Raw genomic sequence first — 16,361 nt, forward strand, 5'->3', positions numbered from 1 at the left:
GCGTACATTCGCTGGTCGGATTACCTTCGGTAATCCTCGGGACGAATTTGGTAACGCGCCAGCTTGTCATAAAAGGTCTTTCGCGGAAGCTTCAGCGCCTTTGCCGCATCTGACGCCTTTCCATTATGACGCCCCAACGCCGCGATCAGCAGCGATCGTTCGACCCGTGCCATCTGTTCGCTCAGGCCCAGATCTGTGGCCTGTGCGACCTCTTCCGGCATTCCCAAAACAAAGCGCATGGCGGCGGACATAAGGGACCGCGCATTCCCGGGCCAATCGTTGGCCATCAACGCCGCCAGATGTTCCGATGAGATTTCAGGAACCGGAATACCGGCCTGTTCAGCTGCCTGAGCTACATAGTGACGAAAGATAACGGGAATATCGTCAGGCCGCTCTGCCAGCGACGGAATACGCACACGCATCACGTCCAGTCTGTAGAAAAGATCGGCTTTGAAACGGCCGTCGGCGCTTAAGACAGACAGATCAGCGGTGGTGCCAGCAATGATCCGACCACCCGGCCCTTGTTCGATCAGTTCAAGCGCTGCAAATTGCGTGGCCTGCGGCATGGCCGAAACCTCATCAAGAAACAACGACCCACCCGCTGCATCCTCACAACTGCGGGCCAGATCTTCGGGACTGAGGGTCGAGGCCGGTCTTTTCACAAATGGCCCCTGCCCGGCTGAGGACATCAGGTGCACAACCTCAGCCACTTTTGAGATGCCACTGCCAGGAGGGCCAGTCACCAGAACTTCGGCCTGTGTGGGCGCAACGGCGCGAACCCTTTCTCGCAACGCCTCTGCCTGGGGCGACAGGCCAAACAGCAATCGTGCAGCCGGGTCTCCACGTTCCAGTTCGGATTTCATTGCTCTCTGCTCGATAACCTCGGCTCGGGCTGCGAACGCACGCTCCAGCACAACCAGCAGATCGGACGCGGCACAGGGTTTTTCCAGAAAGTCGAACGCGCCCTTACCCATTGCATCAACGGCCATGGGAATATCCCCTTCGCCGGTCAGAAGAATGACGGGAAGATCGGGATCGACCTCTTTTGCGTAGGTCAACAGATGAAACCCATCCCGACCCGGCATACGGATGTCCGAGATGATGACACCGGGAAAGTCCGCTCGGATATGGTCCTTGGCCGCGACAAATGAGCCTGCCGTTGTTGGTTGAACATCCGCCAGCTCAAGCGTTTGTGCCAAAGCCTCGCGTACGGCCGCATCATCGTCGACCAAAAGAACTCTTCGGGTCATGCTGCCTCGTCTTCCCGATAGTATTCCAGTTCCACAGTAAACATCGCGCCAGTGGGCGCATTGGTCCCGCGAATGTTTCCACCGAAACTCTGAACCAGACCGTAAGAAATCGAAAGCCCCAGCCCCATTCCTTCGGACGAACCTACGGCCTTGGTGGTGTAAAACGGTTCAAACAGCTTTTCCGTGTTCTCGATGCCTGGGCCAATGTCACGCACAGTGACAGAAAGCCTCTCGCCATTATTGATCACTATTTGAATAAGGCGTTCATCCTGCTGGCTCATCGCATCTGCGGCGTTGTTGATCAGGTTCACAAAGACCTGCACAAGCCTTACCTCGCCACCCCAAGCGTAAACAGGCGCGTTTGGCGGTTGCCAATCCATGGCGACGTTTTCCGTGTTCAGCCGGGCTTCGGTCAGTTCAACGGCTGTGTTCAGAACCTGCACCAGATCAACCCGCCCCATAGGTTCGCTTTCATTGCGAGCAAAGGCGCGCAGGTTCTTGATAATCCGCGCCATGCGCGCAGCCATTTCAGAAATACGGCCCAAGTTCTCGGCCGCTTTTTCAGGTTTTCCGCGTTCCAGGAAAGCTGTGCCATTGTCCGCAAACTGCCGGATCGCCATCAGGGGCTGGTTCAGTTCGTGGCTGATCCCTGCTGACATCTGACCAAGCGCGCTGAGCTTTCCGGCCTGAACCAAATCCGCTTGTGCGCGACGTAGGGCCGCTTCGGCTTCCTGTCGTTCCGCGACTTCTTTTTGCAAGCTGTCGTTTGCAACCGTCAGGTCGAGGGTCCGTTTGGCCACTCGGCTTTCCAGAACCGCATTGGCTTCGGCCAGCGTCCGCCGCCGTTCCATCGCAAGAAAAAGCATTGCACCAAATGCCAAACAGATCGCTGCGACTGCTGCTGCCTGAAGCCGCGCAAGTTGCAGGGCTGGGGCTACGTCCACCAATACTTCGGCAGTCATATCGAGTACCGGCAATTCGAGGGTAAGGTGCAAAGCATCGCGCGGCAGATAGCGCCCCCAGTTCAATTGCCACAGCTCGTGCCCACCAACGCGCGTTGATGCAAAATCAACGGTCGCGCCATTCGGCGGAGTAAGCCCCGCCTCTCCTTCCTCGCGAGACCAGAACAGCAGGTCCGACCTGTTCGAAATGAACACAACGCCTTCTGCATCAACAAAGAAAACCGCCTCGGTACTGCCACGCCATGTCTGTTCCACATCCTGAACATCGGCAACAACCATCAGTACACCTTTGATCTGACCAAATGGGCCAAAAGCAGGCGCAGCGTAGGAGTAGATCCGATCATCTCCAACTGGCGTAACCTCATGCGCGCTGCCCAAGGCCCCCTGCATCGCCCGACGGAAAGCGGGGTGTTCGGCCATGTTAAGCTGAGACACCGGTTGCGCTGAAACCAAGACCTGCCCTTTTCGGTCCAGGTACATCATGTTGACTGCTGCTGTTTTGTCAGCAATGTCCAGCAGCATTGCCTCAGCTTGTCGTATGTCGGCTGGTTGATCCAATTCATGCAGAATCGGATGGGTCGCCATCAGCACTGCAAGTTCTTGATACACTTGCATTTGCGTGCTCAGCCGGTCAGCCGCCAGTTCAAGATCGGCCTCGGCCTTTTCACTCAGCTGAGACAAAGCTTGACGGTAGCCATAGGACCAGACGAATCCGGACAGTACCCCAACGGCAAGCAGAAAACCGGCGATGACCCAAACTCTGTGCATATACAGGGTCTTGCATTCAACGCGCCGCGTGGCAAGTGTGCGTCGCATGAAGTCTCTCTCACAATCCCCGACAGACCCGGATTTCGTCCAGAACCCCTATCCGTTTTATGACACAGCCCGACAAGCCGGAGATCTGTTCTATTGGACTGATTACGGCATGGTTGCCGCTGTATCCTGCCGATCCGTCCGCACCTTGCTGAAAGATCGTCGGTTCGGACGCGAAGTTCCACCCGAATGTGCTACGCAAGGCCCCGCCCATCTGGCCCCGTGGTTGTCAGTCGAAGCTCATTCGCTGCTTGAAGCCGAGCCGCCGAGACACACCCGCCTGAGAGCGCTGGTCATGCGGGCCTTTACCTCGCGGGCGATTTCGGCATTGCAGCCTTCGATTGAAACCCTTTGTCACGATCTGATCCGGGACTTCCCACAAGAGCCGTTTGACCTTTTGCATGCCTATTGCACTCAGGTCCCCGTGATTACGATCTGTCGTCTGCTGGGAGTACCCGAAGAAATGGCACCGGACTTGCTGCGCTGGTCGCACGACATGGTGGCAATGTACCAAGCCAATCGAACGCGGGACACCGAAGACAAGGCTACACAATCGGCGCAGGAATTCACCACGTTTCTGGAAGACTATATCGACCAGAGGCGGCGTGACCCGCGTGACGATCTGATTACACGATTGATCGTTGCAGAAGAAGAAGGCGAGAAACTGTCACGCGAGGAGTTGGTCGCGACCTGTATTCTGCTGTTGAATGCCGGTCATGAAGCGACGGTGCACTCCTTGGGGAATGGGGTCAAAACCTTACTGGAAACGCAAACAGACCCAAGCGTCTTACGACCAGACAAGATTGACTCAACCATCGAAGAAATCCTGCGTTATGACCCGCCCTTGCACATGTTTACGCGCTATGCCTACGAGGATGTCGAGACCTTTGGACATAGCTTCAAGCGCGGCGATCAGGTTGCTTTGTTGCTGGGGGCCGCGAACCGCGACCCCGTTGTCTGGCAAGAACCGAACGCTTTCCGCGCCACGCGGTCCATCGATGTGAACACCAGCTTTGGTGGCGGGATCCACTTCTGCGTTGGTGCGCCTTTGGCGCGGTTGGAAATGCGCATCGCTCTGCCAATTCTGTTTGAAAGCTGCCCGAACTTGCGGTTGGCCGCACCTCCGGCTTATTCGGACAGTTATCACTTCCATGGCTTGCAACAGGTTCTGGTGCAAATCTGAGGCCGCTTTAACGCCTGTGCCTTTTTATGCCTTCTCAACCAACGCGTTCAACGGCAGCATTGTTGTGGATTTTATTTCCTCCATCGACAAAAGCGCCGTCACGTTGTGGACCCGCACTTCAGAGATAAGCGATTGATAGAACACGTCATAGGCACGTGCATTCTTGACCCTGACCTTGAGGATGTAGTCGATGTCGCCAGCCAACCTGTGTGCCTCTTGCACTTCGGGGTGATCGCGCAACGCTTTCAGAAACTTGCGCTGCCATTCAGCCTCGTGCTCCGACGTACGGATCAAGACAAAAAATGTCGCCTCGAACCCAAGCGCTTCGGCATCCAGCAAAACCGTTTGCTGCCCAATGATACCTGCCCCTTTTAGCTTACGGATTCGATTCCAGACCGGGGTCTTGGAACTGCCCACACGGACCGCAATTTCGTCCAGTGACTGACCCGCATCACGTTGCAGCTCGGCCAGAATTTTCCGATCCGTTTCGTCTATTCGAACCGACATTCCAGTATTCCTTCCAATTCGAGGTTTTCGTTCCATTTTTCAACGCATGCGGAACTAATGTTCTTATTTCGACGCCCATATGGCGCTTTGACGGGAATATTTCCTATATTGCTGATCAAGTCAAACTACACCCGAGACGATCCAATGCAGGACATGCTCACAATCAGATCCAAAGGACATGTCGACTTTGTCGGCGCTGGCCCCGGCGATCCCGATCTGCTGACGCTCAAGGCACTCACCGCGTTTGAGCAGGCTGATATCGTTTTGCATGACCGCCTGATCAGCGCACCTGTTCTGGACATGGCAGGCCAGCACGCCGAGCTGGTTGATGTTGGCAAGGCCGGTTTTGGTCCGTCCTGGAAGCAAAGCGATATCGACGCGCTTTTGGTGGACTGTGCCCAAAAGGGTAACCGCGTGGTGCGCCTGAAATCAGGGGACCCCACTGTGTTTGGTCGGCTGGATGAAGAAATCGAAGCGGTTCAGTCTGCGGGTATTTCCTGGCAGATCATTCCCGGAATTACCGCTGCGTCTGCGGCTGTAGCAAGCATCGGGCAAAGCCTGACACGCCGGGGCCGCAACTCTTCGGTACGGTTTCTGACCGGGCACGACATGAAAGGCTTTGCTGATCACGACTGGGCCGCTCTGGCGCGCTCAGGGTCGGTTGCTGCAATTTACATGGGCAAGAAGTCGGCCCGGTTCATTCAAGGCCGCCTGATCATGCACGGTGCAGATCGCGCTACACCCGTCACCCTGATCGAGAACGCCTCGCGCCCTGACCAACGCATTCTGGCCACCACTTTGGACCAGTTGCCCACCGATCTGGCCGCCGCCGAAATGAACGGCCCGGCCCTGACTTTCTATGGCCTTGCCCCGCGAGAAGCGGCGCAGGCTGTGACCGAATTCAATAAGGAGCTTGCCTGATGGCCCGCGCTTTTACCCCCAAAGTCGTCACCGCAAATGATTTGCTGGAAGGTGACGTGATTTATCAAACCGAAGATGACCGCTGGTCGCGTGATCTGTCTGATGCCGAACTGATCACTGACGAAGCGCATGCCCAGGTGCGTCTGCTGGACGCCGCCCGGCAGGCCAGCAAGATTGTGGGTGCATATCTGGCTGACGCTGTTGCAGGCGAAAACGGCCCTGAGCCTACACATTTTCGGGAAGATTTCCGCCGGACTGGTCCGTCCAACTATGCCCACGGCAAACAGGAAACTTCCCCGCAGCCCCGGGCCTGAACTTAGGCCCCCTCTCTCCCCTTCTATGGCCCCAAGGTTCGGGGCTGCAACCAAGGACAGCTAGACATGTATCGCTACTCCGAGTTTGACCACGAGTTTCTGGCAGAGCGCAACGCGCAATTCCGTGCGCAGGTCGAGCGCCGCATTGACGGTTCGCTGACCGAAGACGAATTCAAACCCCTGCGCCTGATGAACGGCCTGTATCTGCAACTGCACGCCTATATGCTGCGCGTCGCCATCCCCTATGGCACCCTCTCCAGCGCGCAGATGCGCCAACTGGCGCTGTTGGCCGAAAAGTGGGACAAGGGCTATGGCCACTTCACCACCCGTCAGAACATCCAGTACAACTGGCCCAAGCTGAACGACGTGCCGGATATGCTGGACGCGCTGGCCGAAGTTGGCATGCACGCCATTCAGACCTCGGGTAACACCATCCGCAACGTGACCGCAGACCACTTTGCTGGCGCAGCCGCGGATGAAGTTGCGGACCCGCGCCCTTATGCAGAACTTCTGCGCCAGTGGTCGACCGACCACCCGGAATTCCAGTTCATGCCGCGCAAGTTCAAGATTGCCATCACCGGTTCGGAAAATGACCGTGCCGTCATCAAGGCACATGATATCGGCCTGCAACTGGTCGAGCGTGACGGTGTTCTGGGGGCCCGTGTGATTGTTGGTGGCGGTCTGGGCCGTACGCCAATGATCGGCAAAGAACTGTCGGATTTCGTCGCTTTTGACGATCTGCTGGCCTATTTGGAATCCGTTGTGTCCGTCTGGAACCAGATCGGTCGCCGTGACAACAAATATAAGGCACGCATCAAGATCACCGTGCACGAGCACGGCATCGACGCCATCCGCGCCAAGGTCAACGAGCGTTTCCTGCAGGTCCGCCCGCAGTTCAAGGGTGCTGACATGAACCTTCTCGAAGAGATCAAGGATCACTTTGCGGCACCTGCCTTCCGCGAAGGTTCGGTTGCGTCTTTTGAAAGCGCCTACACCAACGATCCGGTTTTCCGCTCGTGGGTCGACACCAACATCGCGCCGCATAAAAACGCAGACCACGCGATTGTCACGATCTCGATCAAGAAACATGGCGCAACGCCGGGCGATGCAACGGCCGAACAGATGCGCGTAATGGCCGATCTGGCCGAAGAGTTCGCCTATGACGAGCTGCGCATCAGCCATGAGCAGAACGTGATCCTGCCGCATGTTCACAAATCGGATCTGCCTGCGATCCACGCGAAGCTGAAGGAATACGAACTGGCCACCGCCAATATCGGCCTGATCAGCGACATAATCGCCTGCCCCGGTATGGACTACTGCGCGCTGGCCACGGCACGATCGATCCCGGTTGCGCAGGAAATCGCGACCCGGTTTGACGAGCTGAAGCTGGAGCATGATATCGGTCACCTGAAGATCAAGATCTCGGGCTGCATCAACGCATGTGGTCACCACCACGTGGGGCATATCGGCATTCTGGGGCTGGATCGCGCGGGCGTTGAAAACTACCAGATCACTCTGGGCGGCGACGGCACCGAGACAGCGGCCGTGGGCGACCGCACGGGTCCGGGCTTTGCCTATAGTGAAATCGTGCCCGCCGTAGAGCGCATCGTCGACACCTATCTGAACCAGCGGGAGAGCGCCGAAGAAACTTTCCTGGAGACCTATCGCCGAGTTGGCATGGCTCCGTTTAAGGCAGCCCTCTACCCCGAGGCTCGGGCGAATGCCGCTTGATCTGATCCAGACGGAACTGGGCAAAGACCGCAGCGAACTGACCGAAAAGGTCGGAGCGCTGAACGCCCGGTTCCGCCACCATTCTGCGCATGATGTCATGCATGGTGCCATCGAGGAAATCGACGATCTTGCTCTTGTCTCAAGCTTCGGTGCGGAATCGGTGGTCTTGCTGCATATGGCAGCGGTGGTCGACAAGGCGACCCCGGTGCTGTTCGTGGACACTCAGTTGCTGTTCACTGAAACGCTGGAATACCAACATGAGGTCAGCGAGCGTTTGGGCCTGAAGAACGTCAAGATCATTCGTGCGGATGAAGAAGACGTTCAACGAGACGACCCTTACAGTGCTCTGCGCCTACGCGATACAGATGCCTGCTGCAACCTGCGCAAAACCTTCCCACTGCAAAAAGCCCTGTCGGGCTATTGTGGCTGGATCACGGGACGCAAGCGGTTTCAGTCGGGCACACGCGCCGCGCTCGAGTTTTTTGAAGTCGAAGACGGCACGGGCCGGATCAAAGTCAACCCGCTTGCCCATTGGGCACCCGAAGACGTGCGCACCTATATGGACGAAAACAATCTGCCCCGGCACCCGCTGGTGGCCAAAGGATACCCTTCGATCGGATGTGCGCCCTGCACCTCGCCGGTCAAAGAGGGCGAAGACCCACGCGCCGGACGTTGGCGCGATCAGAACAAGGAAGAATGTGGCATCCATTTTGTCGATGGCAAAATGATCCGCATCGGAGAGAAAACATGAACGTAATCGTAACGGATGAGGGCTTTTCGCCTGATGACTGGACCGACGGCTTTGTCACCCTGGATGATGCCGCCAATGACGTAGTGGCCCTTGATGTGGCCTCGGACACCGACCCGGATGAGCTGATTGACCGTTTGGGCAGCGCCAAGATGGTGCGTGTGGACTTCCCCTCCTCTGCGGATGGGCGCGGCTTTACAATTGCACGCGTTCTACGCCTGAAAGGGTATACAGGCCGCCTGCGCGCCAAAGGCCATGTTCTGGCAGACCAATACGCCATGGCCCGTCGCAGCGGGTTCGACGAGGTTGAAATAGATCATGCGCTTGCGGACCGACAGCCCGAAGATCAATGGCTGGCCCGCGCCAATTGGCAAGATAATAACTATCAGGCCCGCCTGCGCGGATAAGACTGCACGCACAAGCTTGTGATACAAGGGGGGCAATCTGTCCCCTTTTCCTGACTTGGATCAAAGATTAAACGGAGATGTCGGTTTAGCTGGCCGGCAGTGAAATGATGACAGAGATGAAATCCGTGAGTGAAGCAACCGCCGTTAAGGCCCCCGTACTGCCAGATGCCCAGACTGTCACCGAGGTGAAGCACTGGACTGACAGCCTGTTCTCTTTCAAGGTGTCGCGCCCTGCCTCGCTGCGATTCCGCTCGGGTGAATTCGTGATGATCGGCCTGCTGGGCGACAACGGAAAACCTTTGCTGCGCGCCTATTCGATTGCGTCGCCGTCCTGGGATGAAGAGTTGGAGTTCTATTCCATCAAGGTACAGAACGGCCCGCTGACTTCGAAGCTGCAACATATCAAACCCGGCGATCAGATCATTTTACGCCCCAAGCCGGTTGGCACACTGGTGCATGACGCCCTGCTGCCTGGCAAACGCCTGTGGTTCTTTGCCACCGGCACCGGTTTCGCGCCATTTGCCTCGCTACTGCGTGAACCGCAGACCTATGAGGATTATAACGAGGTTATAATCACCCACACCTGCCGCGAAGTCGCGGAACTGGAATATGGCCGCCAACTGATCGAAAACATCCGTCAGGATGAATTGCTGGCCGAGCTGATGGGCGAAGGGTTCGCTGACAAAATCCGCTATTACCCAACCACCACGCGGGAAGACAGCCCCAAGATGGGCCGTATCACCACCCTGCTGCAGGACGGCACCGTGTTTGCCGATTTGGGCATCGAAGGCGGCATCAAGCCTGAAACCGACCGCGCAATGGTTTGCGGTTCCTTGGCTTTCAACCTGGACATCAAGGAAATCCTTGAAGGGTTTGGTCTGCGCGAAGGCGCAAATTCCGAGCCAAAGGAATTCGTGATCGAGAAAGCCTTTGTCGGATAATACCAATTTGCGTTCGAAGCTTTGGTGCTTCGAACGCGAAAAACACCCGATAAAACAAGTTTTTTCACTGCAACCTGTATTTATGCCGCTTGAAGTGCGGCGCAGCCCGGTTTAAATTCCGGGCTCGAAATTCTGCAATCATCAAAGGAATGAACCCATAGCTCGCAGACCTCACAACGCGCCGCCACAACGTGACACCGGCCCGCGCGTCAATGACAGAATCCGTGCCCCCGAAATTCGGCTAATTGGTGCCGAAGGTGAAAACGTCGGGGTGGTTCATCCCGCCAAAGCCATGCAACTTGCTGCAGATGCCGGTCTTGACCTTGTCGAGATTTCGCCCAACGCGAACCCACCGGTCTGTAAGATCATGGACTTCGGCAAATACAAATACGAACAACAAAAGCGCGAAAGCGAAGCCCGTAAAAAGCAAAAAGTCATCGAGGTGAAAGAGGTCAAGTTCCGGCCCAACACCGACACCCATGACTATGACGTAAAGATGCGGAACGTGTTCAAGTTCCTTGAAAACGGCGACAAGGTCAAAGTGACCCTGCGTTTCCGTGGCCGCGAAATGGCGCACCAGAACTTGGGACGCGAATTGCTGGAGCGTGTTGCTGAGGACGTCAAAGACCTTGGCAAGATTGAAAACATGCCAAAGATGGAAGGCCGTCAGATGATCATGATGATCGGCCCACTTCCTCAGAAATAGGCCAAACACCGGCTGAAAGATCTAAGGCTCTCGCAAGTACCGCGAGAGCCTTTTCGTTTCTACCGCCGTTAGATAACTGCGCTCAACGCCCGTTCCAATTTGCTGACAAGTTCGTCAATCCGCGCGTCTTCGATGATAAAAGGTGGTGCCAGAAGAATGTGATCTCCGTTACGTCCATCCCGTGTCCCCGCCATCGGATAACAGATCAAGCCTTCAGCCATTGCAGCCTTCTTCACCTTTCCGGCAATGCCCAAAGACGGATCGAACGGAGCTTTGGTGCCCCGATCGGACACCAGCTCGATCCCGCGGAAAAGGCCACGCCCACGCAGATCGCCGACATTCGGGTGCTGTCCAAACGCAGCCTCAAGGGCTGATTGCACTTTGTCTCCCATGACCCCGGCTCGGGCTGGCAAATCCCGTTCCGTCAGTTCACGGACCACCGCGAGTGCAGCAGCCGTAGCAACCGGGTGACCGATATAGGTGTGCCCGTGTTGAAAAAAACCTGACCCATCCCGAATTGCATCATATATCGCCCCGGTGCACAGCATAGCTCCGATCGGTTGATACCCGGCCCCCAAACCTTTGGCGATGCACAGAATATCCGGCGCAACATCGTCATGATCGCAGGCAAACAGATGGCCTGTGCGCCCCATACCGCACATAACCTCATCCAGGATCAACAGCACCCCGTATTGGTTGCAGATTTCCCGGATACGTTTGAAATACCCCTCAACAGCCGGAACCGCGCCCAGGGTTGCACCGACCACGGGTTCTGCCATGAAAGCCATAACTGTGTCCGGACCCAGGCGTAGTATTTCAGCCTCAAGCTCGTTGGCAACGCGCTGACCATAGTCAAAGCTACCCTCACTTTCAGGTTTTTCGGCGTATTCATAACAAGCCGAAATATGCGTCATCTCAATCAGCATCGGTGCGAACTGAGCACGCCTCCAGGCGTTGCCCCCGGCAGACAAAGCGCCCAGCGTGTTGCCGTGGTAGCTTTGTTTTCGCGCGATGACATGCCGACGCTCGGGCTGACCGGTCTCGAGAAAGTACTGACGCGCCAGTTTGATTGCCGCCTCGGTTGCCTCAGACCCGCCCGATACAAAATAGACCCGGTCCAAATCGCCCGGCGCGTGCTGGATCAACAGATCCGCCAGCGCCTCAGCCGGTTCAGAGGTCATGAAACCGCTGTGGGCAAAGGCGATCTGTTCCACCTGATCCTGCACGGCGCGGATCACTGCGGGGTTGGAATGCCCCAGGCAAGACACGGCCGCGTCACCGCAGTCTAGGTACCGCTTGCCTTGGGCGTCGATCAGAAAGCAGCCTTCCCCACCTGCTGCGATGGGTAGGTCCGATTTGGTGTGGCGTGGGAATACGTGACTCATGTTCTGGCCTTTCCAAGCAGTTCAACCAAAGCCGCGACCGAAGCCGCGTTGTCCGCCCACGGCGTGCCATCCGGGCCCGTCAGGCTGTTTTCAAATCCAACGCGCACATCACCCCCCCGCCGCGCTGCTTCGGCCAGACAGGCGTGTTCTTGTGCGCCAAACGCGCAGACCATCCAATAGTTTTGACATTTCGGGAAGGCATCCAGATCTGCCGGTACAGATTGCTGACCTTCGCTATAGCGTCCCAGAACAAACAGCCGGTCCGTCTGATCCTTACGGACAATGTCATCCTGCTGCCACTGGTCCAACAGCCGCGCGTCTTCTTCATCGTAAAGTATATGCTGCACCCGCGTTCCCTGATCAGCACAAAGCGCATAGACACGCGGTGCAAGGTTGGGGTCGCGCGCAATCTCTCGTACCGAAATCGAGGCCCAGTCTGGACGCACCTGCTCCAAGCAGGCCAGCTGCGCGGGAACGTCAAATACTCCGGCCGCTTCGGTTGTTATTTGAACATCCAACCTCGGCGCGATGCGGCGCAACTCGGCGATCGTTTCCAGATACGATCCAGCATCCAGCGAATGCTGACCATTCGCGTCCCGCACATGAACATGAATGCCCTGCGCCCCTGCAAGGTGGCAGGCCCGCGCGGTTTCGACGATCTGATCTATCGTGACCGGAAGGGCAGGATGATCTGCTTTAGTGCGCCGCGCGCCATTGGGCGCGACTAGAATATAGTGGGTTTTGCTGTCGTCGGCAGGGATGGGATTCATCTGTTCTTTCCTCTTACAAGGTTGCAGCTAGTCTCCACTCAATACGTTTTCAATTTACGCTATAGAAAACATATGTTTTATTTTAGCCATGACCCCTACCCTGATGGCACTCACGGATCAGTTGAGGCGCGAGATTGATAAGATGCCTGCGCAAATGCAGGTCGCGGCAAAGTATATCGTCGACCATCCCGGCGACTTTGGACTGAACCCTATCCGTAAAACAGCGGACAGAATCGGCATCAGTTCAAACGTGTTGGTACGACTTGCGCAGCGCATGGGCTTTGACAGCTTCGACGCATTTCGCCAACCATTTCGCCGCGCTCTGACAACTGACAGCGAAGACCGGCTGGGGCAAGGCTGGTTGGAGGCTCCGTCGGGACAAGACCCGTTTCATCTGGCGCAGGTCAAATTCGCTCAGAACGAGATGAATGTGGTTTCGCGATCCTTGCGCCTGATGGATCCGCATCTGACACAACAAGCCATTGGGCACATGGTTTCCGCGCGGCGCTGTTACGTGACGGCGACACGGTCCAGCCACGCCCTGGCCTACTACTTTCACTACGCAGGCCGCATGGCCCATCCCGGATTACAGCTGGTGCCCCGTCACATGGGCTCAGCCATTGACGATTTGGTCGAAGCCACGGCTGAAGATTGTCTGTTTGCCATCACCGTCCATCCCTATTCCGCCGATACGATACAATCGATGCGCTTTGCCCGCGACCGGTCCATGCGCATCGTGTTGCTGTCGGAAAGCGAGGTGATCGCGCCCGGGGTTGAACCGGATGTGGTTCTGTCTGTCAGCACCCGAACTTTGCACCCATTTTCAAGCTTTTCCGGCGCGATGGCCGTGTTGGAATGTTTGCTCGGGCATTTGTTCGAAGCCGGTGGCAAGGACGCCCGGGCACGCGTGGAACAGTACCAAAAAGCACGGGAAGACACGGGCGCCTATTGGCGGCCCGGTGTTTTGCCAAAGCTCAGGAAGCTCTGACAACCTTGCTGAGATGCGGCCAGCGCACGTCAATACGTCTAGGTTTTGCGTTTGGCACGCGGCTGCGGTCTGGTCGGAATTTCCTTTAAAAGCCCGCCAACCCCCATCGCTGCTATGTCAGCACCCGTAGTCTCAATTCCACAAGCGATCCGAGACAGAACCCAATCGGCACCGTTTAAGGCTGGAGAACGCGCGCATCCGGGTAATCCAATGACCGGGCGATCCCGCAAGGCGCCCAAAAACAGCAGGTTTCCCGGATCCACCGGCATTCCAAAGCGATCCACCTGCCCGCCAGCCAGACGCACAGCCGACGGCGCCACATCTTCCGGGTCCGACGTCGCTGATCCTGTCAGGATCATCAGAACATCACCATCGCTTTGCGACACCGCCTTGGCCAGAGCATCGACCCTGTGCGGAACGATCTGCACATCACTCAGTTCCATATCCAGCAACTCGACCCGGCCCCGAATAGCGGCAATCCCTTTCTCATTCGATGGCCCGCCCGGAATGTCCGTCACGATCAGTCCGGCTGTTTGGTGAACCGGACGCGCCAAACGGATTGCGCCCTGTGCCAAAGCGGCGGCGCGTTGGACATCCTCTTCGGGCACAGCGTAAGAGATGACCTTGATGGTCGCCACCATACCACCTGGTCCCATTTGCTGATGCTGGGGTACCGTGGCCACTGTGATCATCGGATTGACTTGGTTGAACCGCTCAAGCGCAGCGACATCCAGAACGGCCACCCCCGGTCCATCGGCCAAAAGGTTGACCCGCCCGGTAAACGCCTCGGTCACGCGCAGGTTGGCTGCGGCAGCTTCAGGCGCAAGGGCCGCTGCCAAAGCCCGTGCGGCCTCGTCCTCATGGCAGTCACCGGGATCAAGCCGTGCGACAATGACTTCGCTTAGCCCAGCTTGCGTCAACTGCACAATATCTTCGGGCTGCAATGCCAATCCTTTGCGCAGCTTACGCCCGTCTGCCGTCACCGAATGCGCCAGAATGGCCCCTTCGGCTTGCGCTACGGGAACCGGGCCAAACCTCATGCTTTGCCCCGCAAGACCGCCGTCATCTGAGCCAGAATAGCAACGGCGATTTCTGCAGGTCCCGCAGCACCAATATCCAATCCGATCGGGCCGTGAATTCTGGAGATCTGTTCCTCAGTGAACCCTGCGGCTTTCATACGATCTACACGCTTGGCATGGGTCCGCGTCGAGCCTAGAGCACCGATGTAAAAGACACCAGCATCCAGTGACGCCTGCAGCGCCGGGTCGTCCAGCTTGGGGTCATGGGTCAGCAGTACAATTGCGGTGCGCGCGTCCAGCCCCAACTTGGCGACCGCTTCGTCCGGCCAATCAGTCAAAATCGTTTCCCCAGGAAAGCGTGCACTGGACGCAAAGGCATCGCGTGGATCTATGATTGCTGGATCGTAACCTGCAACGCGGGCCATGGGCACAAGGGCCTGTGCGATATGGACAGCCCCCACAACGATCAGACGCAAAGGCGGGTTGTGAACGGCCACAAAGGTCTCGCCGTCCTCTTCAAAACCGGACCGGTCCATGCGCAACCGATCAGCGTAAGCGTTGCGACGTAAGGCCCTGTGTCCAGTATTTGTGTTCACCTCATACGCCACGGGCGCGCGCGCAGCACGGGCTGCGACCAATTCTGCCAGCATGGGCTCGGGCAGGACCTTGCCAATGGGTTCGACCAGAACACGGATCGTTCCGCCGCAGGCCAGCCCCACAGCAAAGGCGTCCTCATCGCTGACGCCAAATTCCAAAAGCCGGGCTTCGCCCTCGTCCAAGGCTTCAAGCGCTTCAACGATCACCGCACCTTCTACACAACCGCCGGAAACCGAGCCTTCAATCCGCCCGTCTCCACCGATCACCAATTGCGATCCTACACGCCGTGGCGCGCTGCCCCAGGTTTCGACAACTGTAGCCAAGGTCGCGCCCCGCCCGCTGCGGTGCCAGTCCAGAGCCGTTTCCGGGCTGTTGTCGAATCGCTCCATCAGACCCTCCAGATGTCGTCCGACTCCAACATAGGCAGGATTGGCGCGATGAAAAGCGCCACCGTCTTGCCAAATGGTCTATACCGGTTGTTTCCCGAACCCGGCTAAACCTCGGCCTCATTCAATAAATCATAGGATTGATTGTTTGGAGGCCGCGTTTTAGCCTGCCCACGCAACTGGTATTTTGCCAGACCGCGTATCCAAAATTTATATATCGGAGACAAGCAGTTGAAACGTTTTTTAACACTGGGCGCAGCGGTTGGTCTTTTGACCGCGACCGCAGCATGGGCTGATACGTTCGAACGCTATGGTGAAGTCGAAGGCTGGAAGGTCTTTATCGACAATGAAAAGAAATCCTGCCTGATCGAGGCTGTGGACGATGCGGAAAACGTCGTTCAGATGGGTCTGACCGAAGACCGCGGCGTTGGCTATGTCGGTGTGTTCACCAAAGCCGACACCGATATCAAACGGGGCGAAACGCAAGAAGTCGCTATCCTGATTGGCGACAATATCTATCTGGGTGAAGCCACCGGAATGAAGGGTAATATCACCAAGGGCTATTCGGGCGGTTACGTTCTGTCTGACAACCCCCAATTCGCTGATGATCTGGCCAAGAAAAAAGTCATGATCGTGTTCCCCGAAACCGCGTATGCGTTCACGGTCGACTTGACTGGCACATACAAAGCCATGGAAATGGCGCGCAAGTGCAACGCAGAACAGCTGTCGTAAG

17 protein-coding genes are annotated in these 16,361 nt (G+C 57.0%); 10 read left to right on the forward strand and 7 right to left on the reverse strand.

Features of this window, described 5'->3' with window-relative positions; genetic code table 11:
• Nucleotides 1-20 precede the first annotated feature (20 nt).
• Entirely contained in the window at nt 21-1,250 is a 1,230-nt protein-coding gene (locus tag GS632_RS03655) for a sigma-54 dependent transcriptional regulator (RefSeq protein WP_171721386.1), read from the reverse strand.
• On the reverse strand, nt 1,247-3,028 hold the full coding sequence (locus GS632_RS03660) for an ATP-binding protein (protein ID WP_253284421.1): 1,782 nt from the start codon (nt 3,026-3,028) through the stop codon (nt 1,247-1,249). Before GS632_RS03660 ends, GS632_RS03655 begins: the two co-directional genes overlap by 4 nt.
• Here GS632_RS03660 and GS632_RS03665 point away from each other — a divergent pair.
• Complete coding sequence (locus tag GS632_RS03665; RefSeq protein ID WP_171237498.1) at nt 3,027-4,208, forward strand: cytochrome P450; 1,182 nt, start codon at nt 3,027-3,029, stop codon at nt 4,206-4,208. The two genes, GS632_RS03660 and GS632_RS03665, sit on opposite strands and share 2 nt — an antisense overlap.
• Nucleotides 4,209-4,232: 24 nt before the next feature.
• Here GS632_RS03665 and GS632_RS03670 read toward each other — a convergent pair whose 3' ends face one another.
• Nucleotides 4,233-4,715: an Lrp/AsnC family transcriptional regulator gene (locus GS632_RS03670; RefSeq protein WP_171237497.1), complete on the reverse strand. Its 483-nt coding sequence runs from the start codon at nt 4,713-4,715 to the stop codon at nt 4,233-4,235.
• 144 nt (nt 4,716-4,859) lie between these two features.
• Here GS632_RS03670 and cobA point away from each other — a divergent pair, with 144 nt between their 5' ends.
• From cobA to infC, 7 genes are all read left to right on the forward strand, one after another.
• Nucleotides 4,860-5,636, forward strand: coding sequence for a uroporphyrinogen-III C-methyltransferase (gene cobA, locus GS632_RS03675; protein WP_171176188.1), 777 nt, complete (start codon nt 4,860-4,862; stop codon nt 5,634-5,636).
• Entirely contained in the window at nt 5,636-5,950 is a 315-nt protein-coding gene (locus tag GS632_RS03680) for a DUF2849 domain-containing protein (protein WP_171174325.1), read from the forward strand. Before cobA ends, GS632_RS03680 begins: the two co-directional genes overlap by 1 nt.
• A gap of 66 nt (nt 5,951-6,016) precedes the next feature.
• On the forward strand, nt 6,017-7,681 hold the full coding sequence (locus GS632_RS03685) for a nitrite/sulfite reductase (RefSeq protein WP_171237495.1): 1,665 nt from the start codon (nt 6,017-6,019) through the stop codon (nt 7,679-7,681).
• Nucleotides 7,671-8,432 (forward strand): phosphoadenylyl-sulfate reductase, encoded by a 762-nt coding sequence (locus tag GS632_RS03690; protein ID WP_171237494.1) that lies wholly within the window; start codon nt 7,671-7,673, stop codon nt 8,430-8,432. Before GS632_RS03685 ends, GS632_RS03690 begins: the two co-directional genes overlap by 11 nt.
• Nucleotides 8,429-8,836 carry a DUF934 domain-containing protein gene (locus GS632_RS03695; protein WP_171174330.1) on the forward strand — a complete coding sequence of 136 codons (408 nt, stop codon included), beginning with the start codon at nt 8,429-8,431 and terminating at the stop codon, nt 8,834-8,836. The genes GS632_RS03690 and GS632_RS03695 overlap by 4 nt, the downstream gene beginning before the upstream one ends.
• A gap of 107 nt (nt 8,837-8,943) precedes the next feature.
• Complete coding sequence (locus GS632_RS03700) at nt 8,944-9,777, forward strand: ferredoxin--NADP reductase (RefSeq protein WP_171237493.1); 834 nt, start codon at nt 8,944-8,946, stop codon at nt 9,775-9,777.
• 157 nt (nt 9,778-9,934) lie between these two features.
• Nucleotides 9,935-10,483 (forward strand): translation initiation factor IF-3, encoded by a 549-nt coding sequence (gene infC, locus GS632_RS03705; RefSeq protein ID WP_171176191.1) that lies wholly within the window; start codon nt 9,935-9,937, stop codon nt 10,481-10,483.
• 68 nt (nt 10,484-10,551) lie between these two features.
• On the opposite strand, the gene GS632_RS03710 is transcribed toward infC, so the two are convergent.
• Nucleotides 10,552-11,868 (reverse strand): aspartate aminotransferase family protein, encoded by a 1,317-nt coding sequence (locus GS632_RS03710; RefSeq protein WP_171721385.1) that lies wholly within the window; start codon nt 11,866-11,868, stop codon nt 10,552-10,554.
• Nucleotides 11,865-12,638 (reverse strand): 3-keto-5-aminohexanoate cleavage protein, encoded by a 774-nt coding sequence (locus GS632_RS03715; protein ID WP_171237491.1) that lies wholly within the window; start codon nt 12,636-12,638, stop codon nt 11,865-11,867. The genes GS632_RS03710 and GS632_RS03715 overlap by 4 nt, the downstream gene beginning before the upstream one ends.
• A gap of 103 nt (nt 12,639-12,741) precedes the next feature.
• Between GS632_RS03715 and GS632_RS03720 the strand changes: the two genes are divergently transcribed.
• Nucleotides 12,742-13,626, forward strand: coding sequence for a MurR/RpiR family transcriptional regulator (locus GS632_RS03720; protein WP_253284422.1), 885 nt, complete (start codon nt 12,742-12,744; stop codon nt 13,624-13,626).
• Nucleotides 13,627-13,664: 38 nt separating this feature from the next.
• Here GS632_RS03720 and GS632_RS03725 read toward each other — a convergent pair whose 3' ends face one another.
• Nucleotides 13,665-14,666 carry a molybdopterin-binding protein gene (locus tag GS632_RS03725; protein WP_171237489.1) on the reverse strand — a complete coding sequence of 334 codons (1,002 nt, stop codon included), beginning with the start codon at nt 14,664-14,666 and terminating at the stop codon, nt 13,665-13,667.
• Nucleotides 14,663-15,631, reverse strand: a complete 969-nt coding sequence (locus GS632_RS03730) for an XdhC family protein (protein WP_171721383.1) — start codon at nt 15,629-15,631, stop codon at nt 14,663-14,665. The genes GS632_RS03725 and GS632_RS03730 overlap by 4 nt, the downstream gene beginning before the upstream one ends.
• 228 nt (nt 15,632-15,859) lie before the next feature.
• On the opposite strand from GS632_RS03730, the gene GS632_RS03735 reads away from it, so the two are divergent.
• Entirely contained in the window at nt 15,860-16,360 is a 501-nt protein-coding gene (locus tag GS632_RS03735) for a hypothetical protein (RefSeq protein ID WP_171174345.1), read from the forward strand.
• The last annotated feature ends 1 nt before the right edge of the window (nt 16,361 follow it).

The sequence above is a fragment of the Ruegeria sp. HKCCD7296 genome, assembly GCF_013110775.1.
Taxonomy (GTDB): domain Bacteria; phylum Pseudomonadota; class Alphaproteobacteria; order Rhodobacterales; family Rhodobacteraceae; genus Ruegeria.

What these genes read in the sequence shown, in the direction of transcription:
- GS632_RS03655 (WP_171721386.1), bottom strand. Translation starts at nt 1,250, where the DNA reads ATGACCCGAAGAGTTCTTTTGGTCGACGATGATGCGGCCGTACGCGAG.
- GS632_RS03665 (WP_171237498.1), top strand. Translation starts at nt 3,027, where the DNA reads ATGAAGTCTCTCTCACAATCCCCGACAGACCCGGATTTCGTCCAGAAC.
- GS632_RS03660 (WP_253284421.1), bottom strand. Translation starts at nt 3,028, where the DNA reads ATGCGACGCACACTTGCCACGCGGCGCGTTGAATGCAAGACCCTGTAT.
- GS632_RS03670 (WP_171237497.1), bottom strand. Translation starts at nt 4,715, where the DNA reads ATGTCGGTTCGAATAGACGAAACGGATCGGAAAATTCTGGCCGAGCTG.
- cobA (WP_171176188.1), top strand. Translation starts at nt 4,860, where the DNA reads ATGCAGGACATGCTCACAATCAGATCCAAAGGACATGTCGACTTTGTC.
- GS632_RS03680 (WP_171174325.1), top strand. Translation starts at nt 5,636, where the DNA reads ATGGCCCGCGCTTTTACCCCCAAAGTCGTCACCGCAAATGATTTGCTG.
- GS632_RS03685 (WP_171237495.1), top strand. Translation starts at nt 6,017, where the DNA reads ATGTATCGCTACTCCGAGTTTGACCACGAGTTTCTGGCAGAGCGCAAC.
- GS632_RS03690 (WP_171237494.1), top strand. Translation starts at nt 7,671, where the DNA reads ATGCCGCTTGATCTGATCCAGACGGAACTGGGCAAAGACCGCAGCGAA.
- GS632_RS03695 (WP_171174330.1), top strand. Translation starts at nt 8,429, where the DNA reads ATGAACGTAATCGTAACGGATGAGGGCTTTTCGCCTGATGACTGGACC.
- GS632_RS03700 (WP_171237493.1), top strand. Translation starts at nt 8,944, where the DNA reads ATGACAGAGATGAAATCCGTGAGTGAAGCAACCGCCGTTAAGGCCCCC.
- GS632_RS03710 (WP_171721385.1), bottom strand. Translation starts at nt 11,868, where the DNA reads ATGAGTCACGTATTCCCACGCCACACCAAATCGGACCTACCCATCGCA.
- GS632_RS03715 (WP_171237491.1), bottom strand. Translation starts at nt 12,638, where the DNA reads ATGAATCCCATCCCTGCCGACGACAGCAAAACCCACTATATTCTAGTC.
- GS632_RS03720 (WP_253284422.1), top strand. Translation starts at nt 12,742, where the DNA reads ATGGCACTCACGGATCAGTTGAGGCGCGAGATTGATAAGATGCCTGCG.
- GS632_RS03725 (WP_171237489.1), bottom strand. Translation starts at nt 14,666, where the DNA reads ATGAGGTTTGGCCCGGTTCCCGTAGCGCAAGCCGAAGGGGCCATTCTG.
- GS632_RS03730 (WP_171721383.1), bottom strand. Translation starts at nt 15,631, where the DNA reads ATGGAGCGATTCGACAACAGCCCGGAAACGGCTCTGGACTGGCACCGC.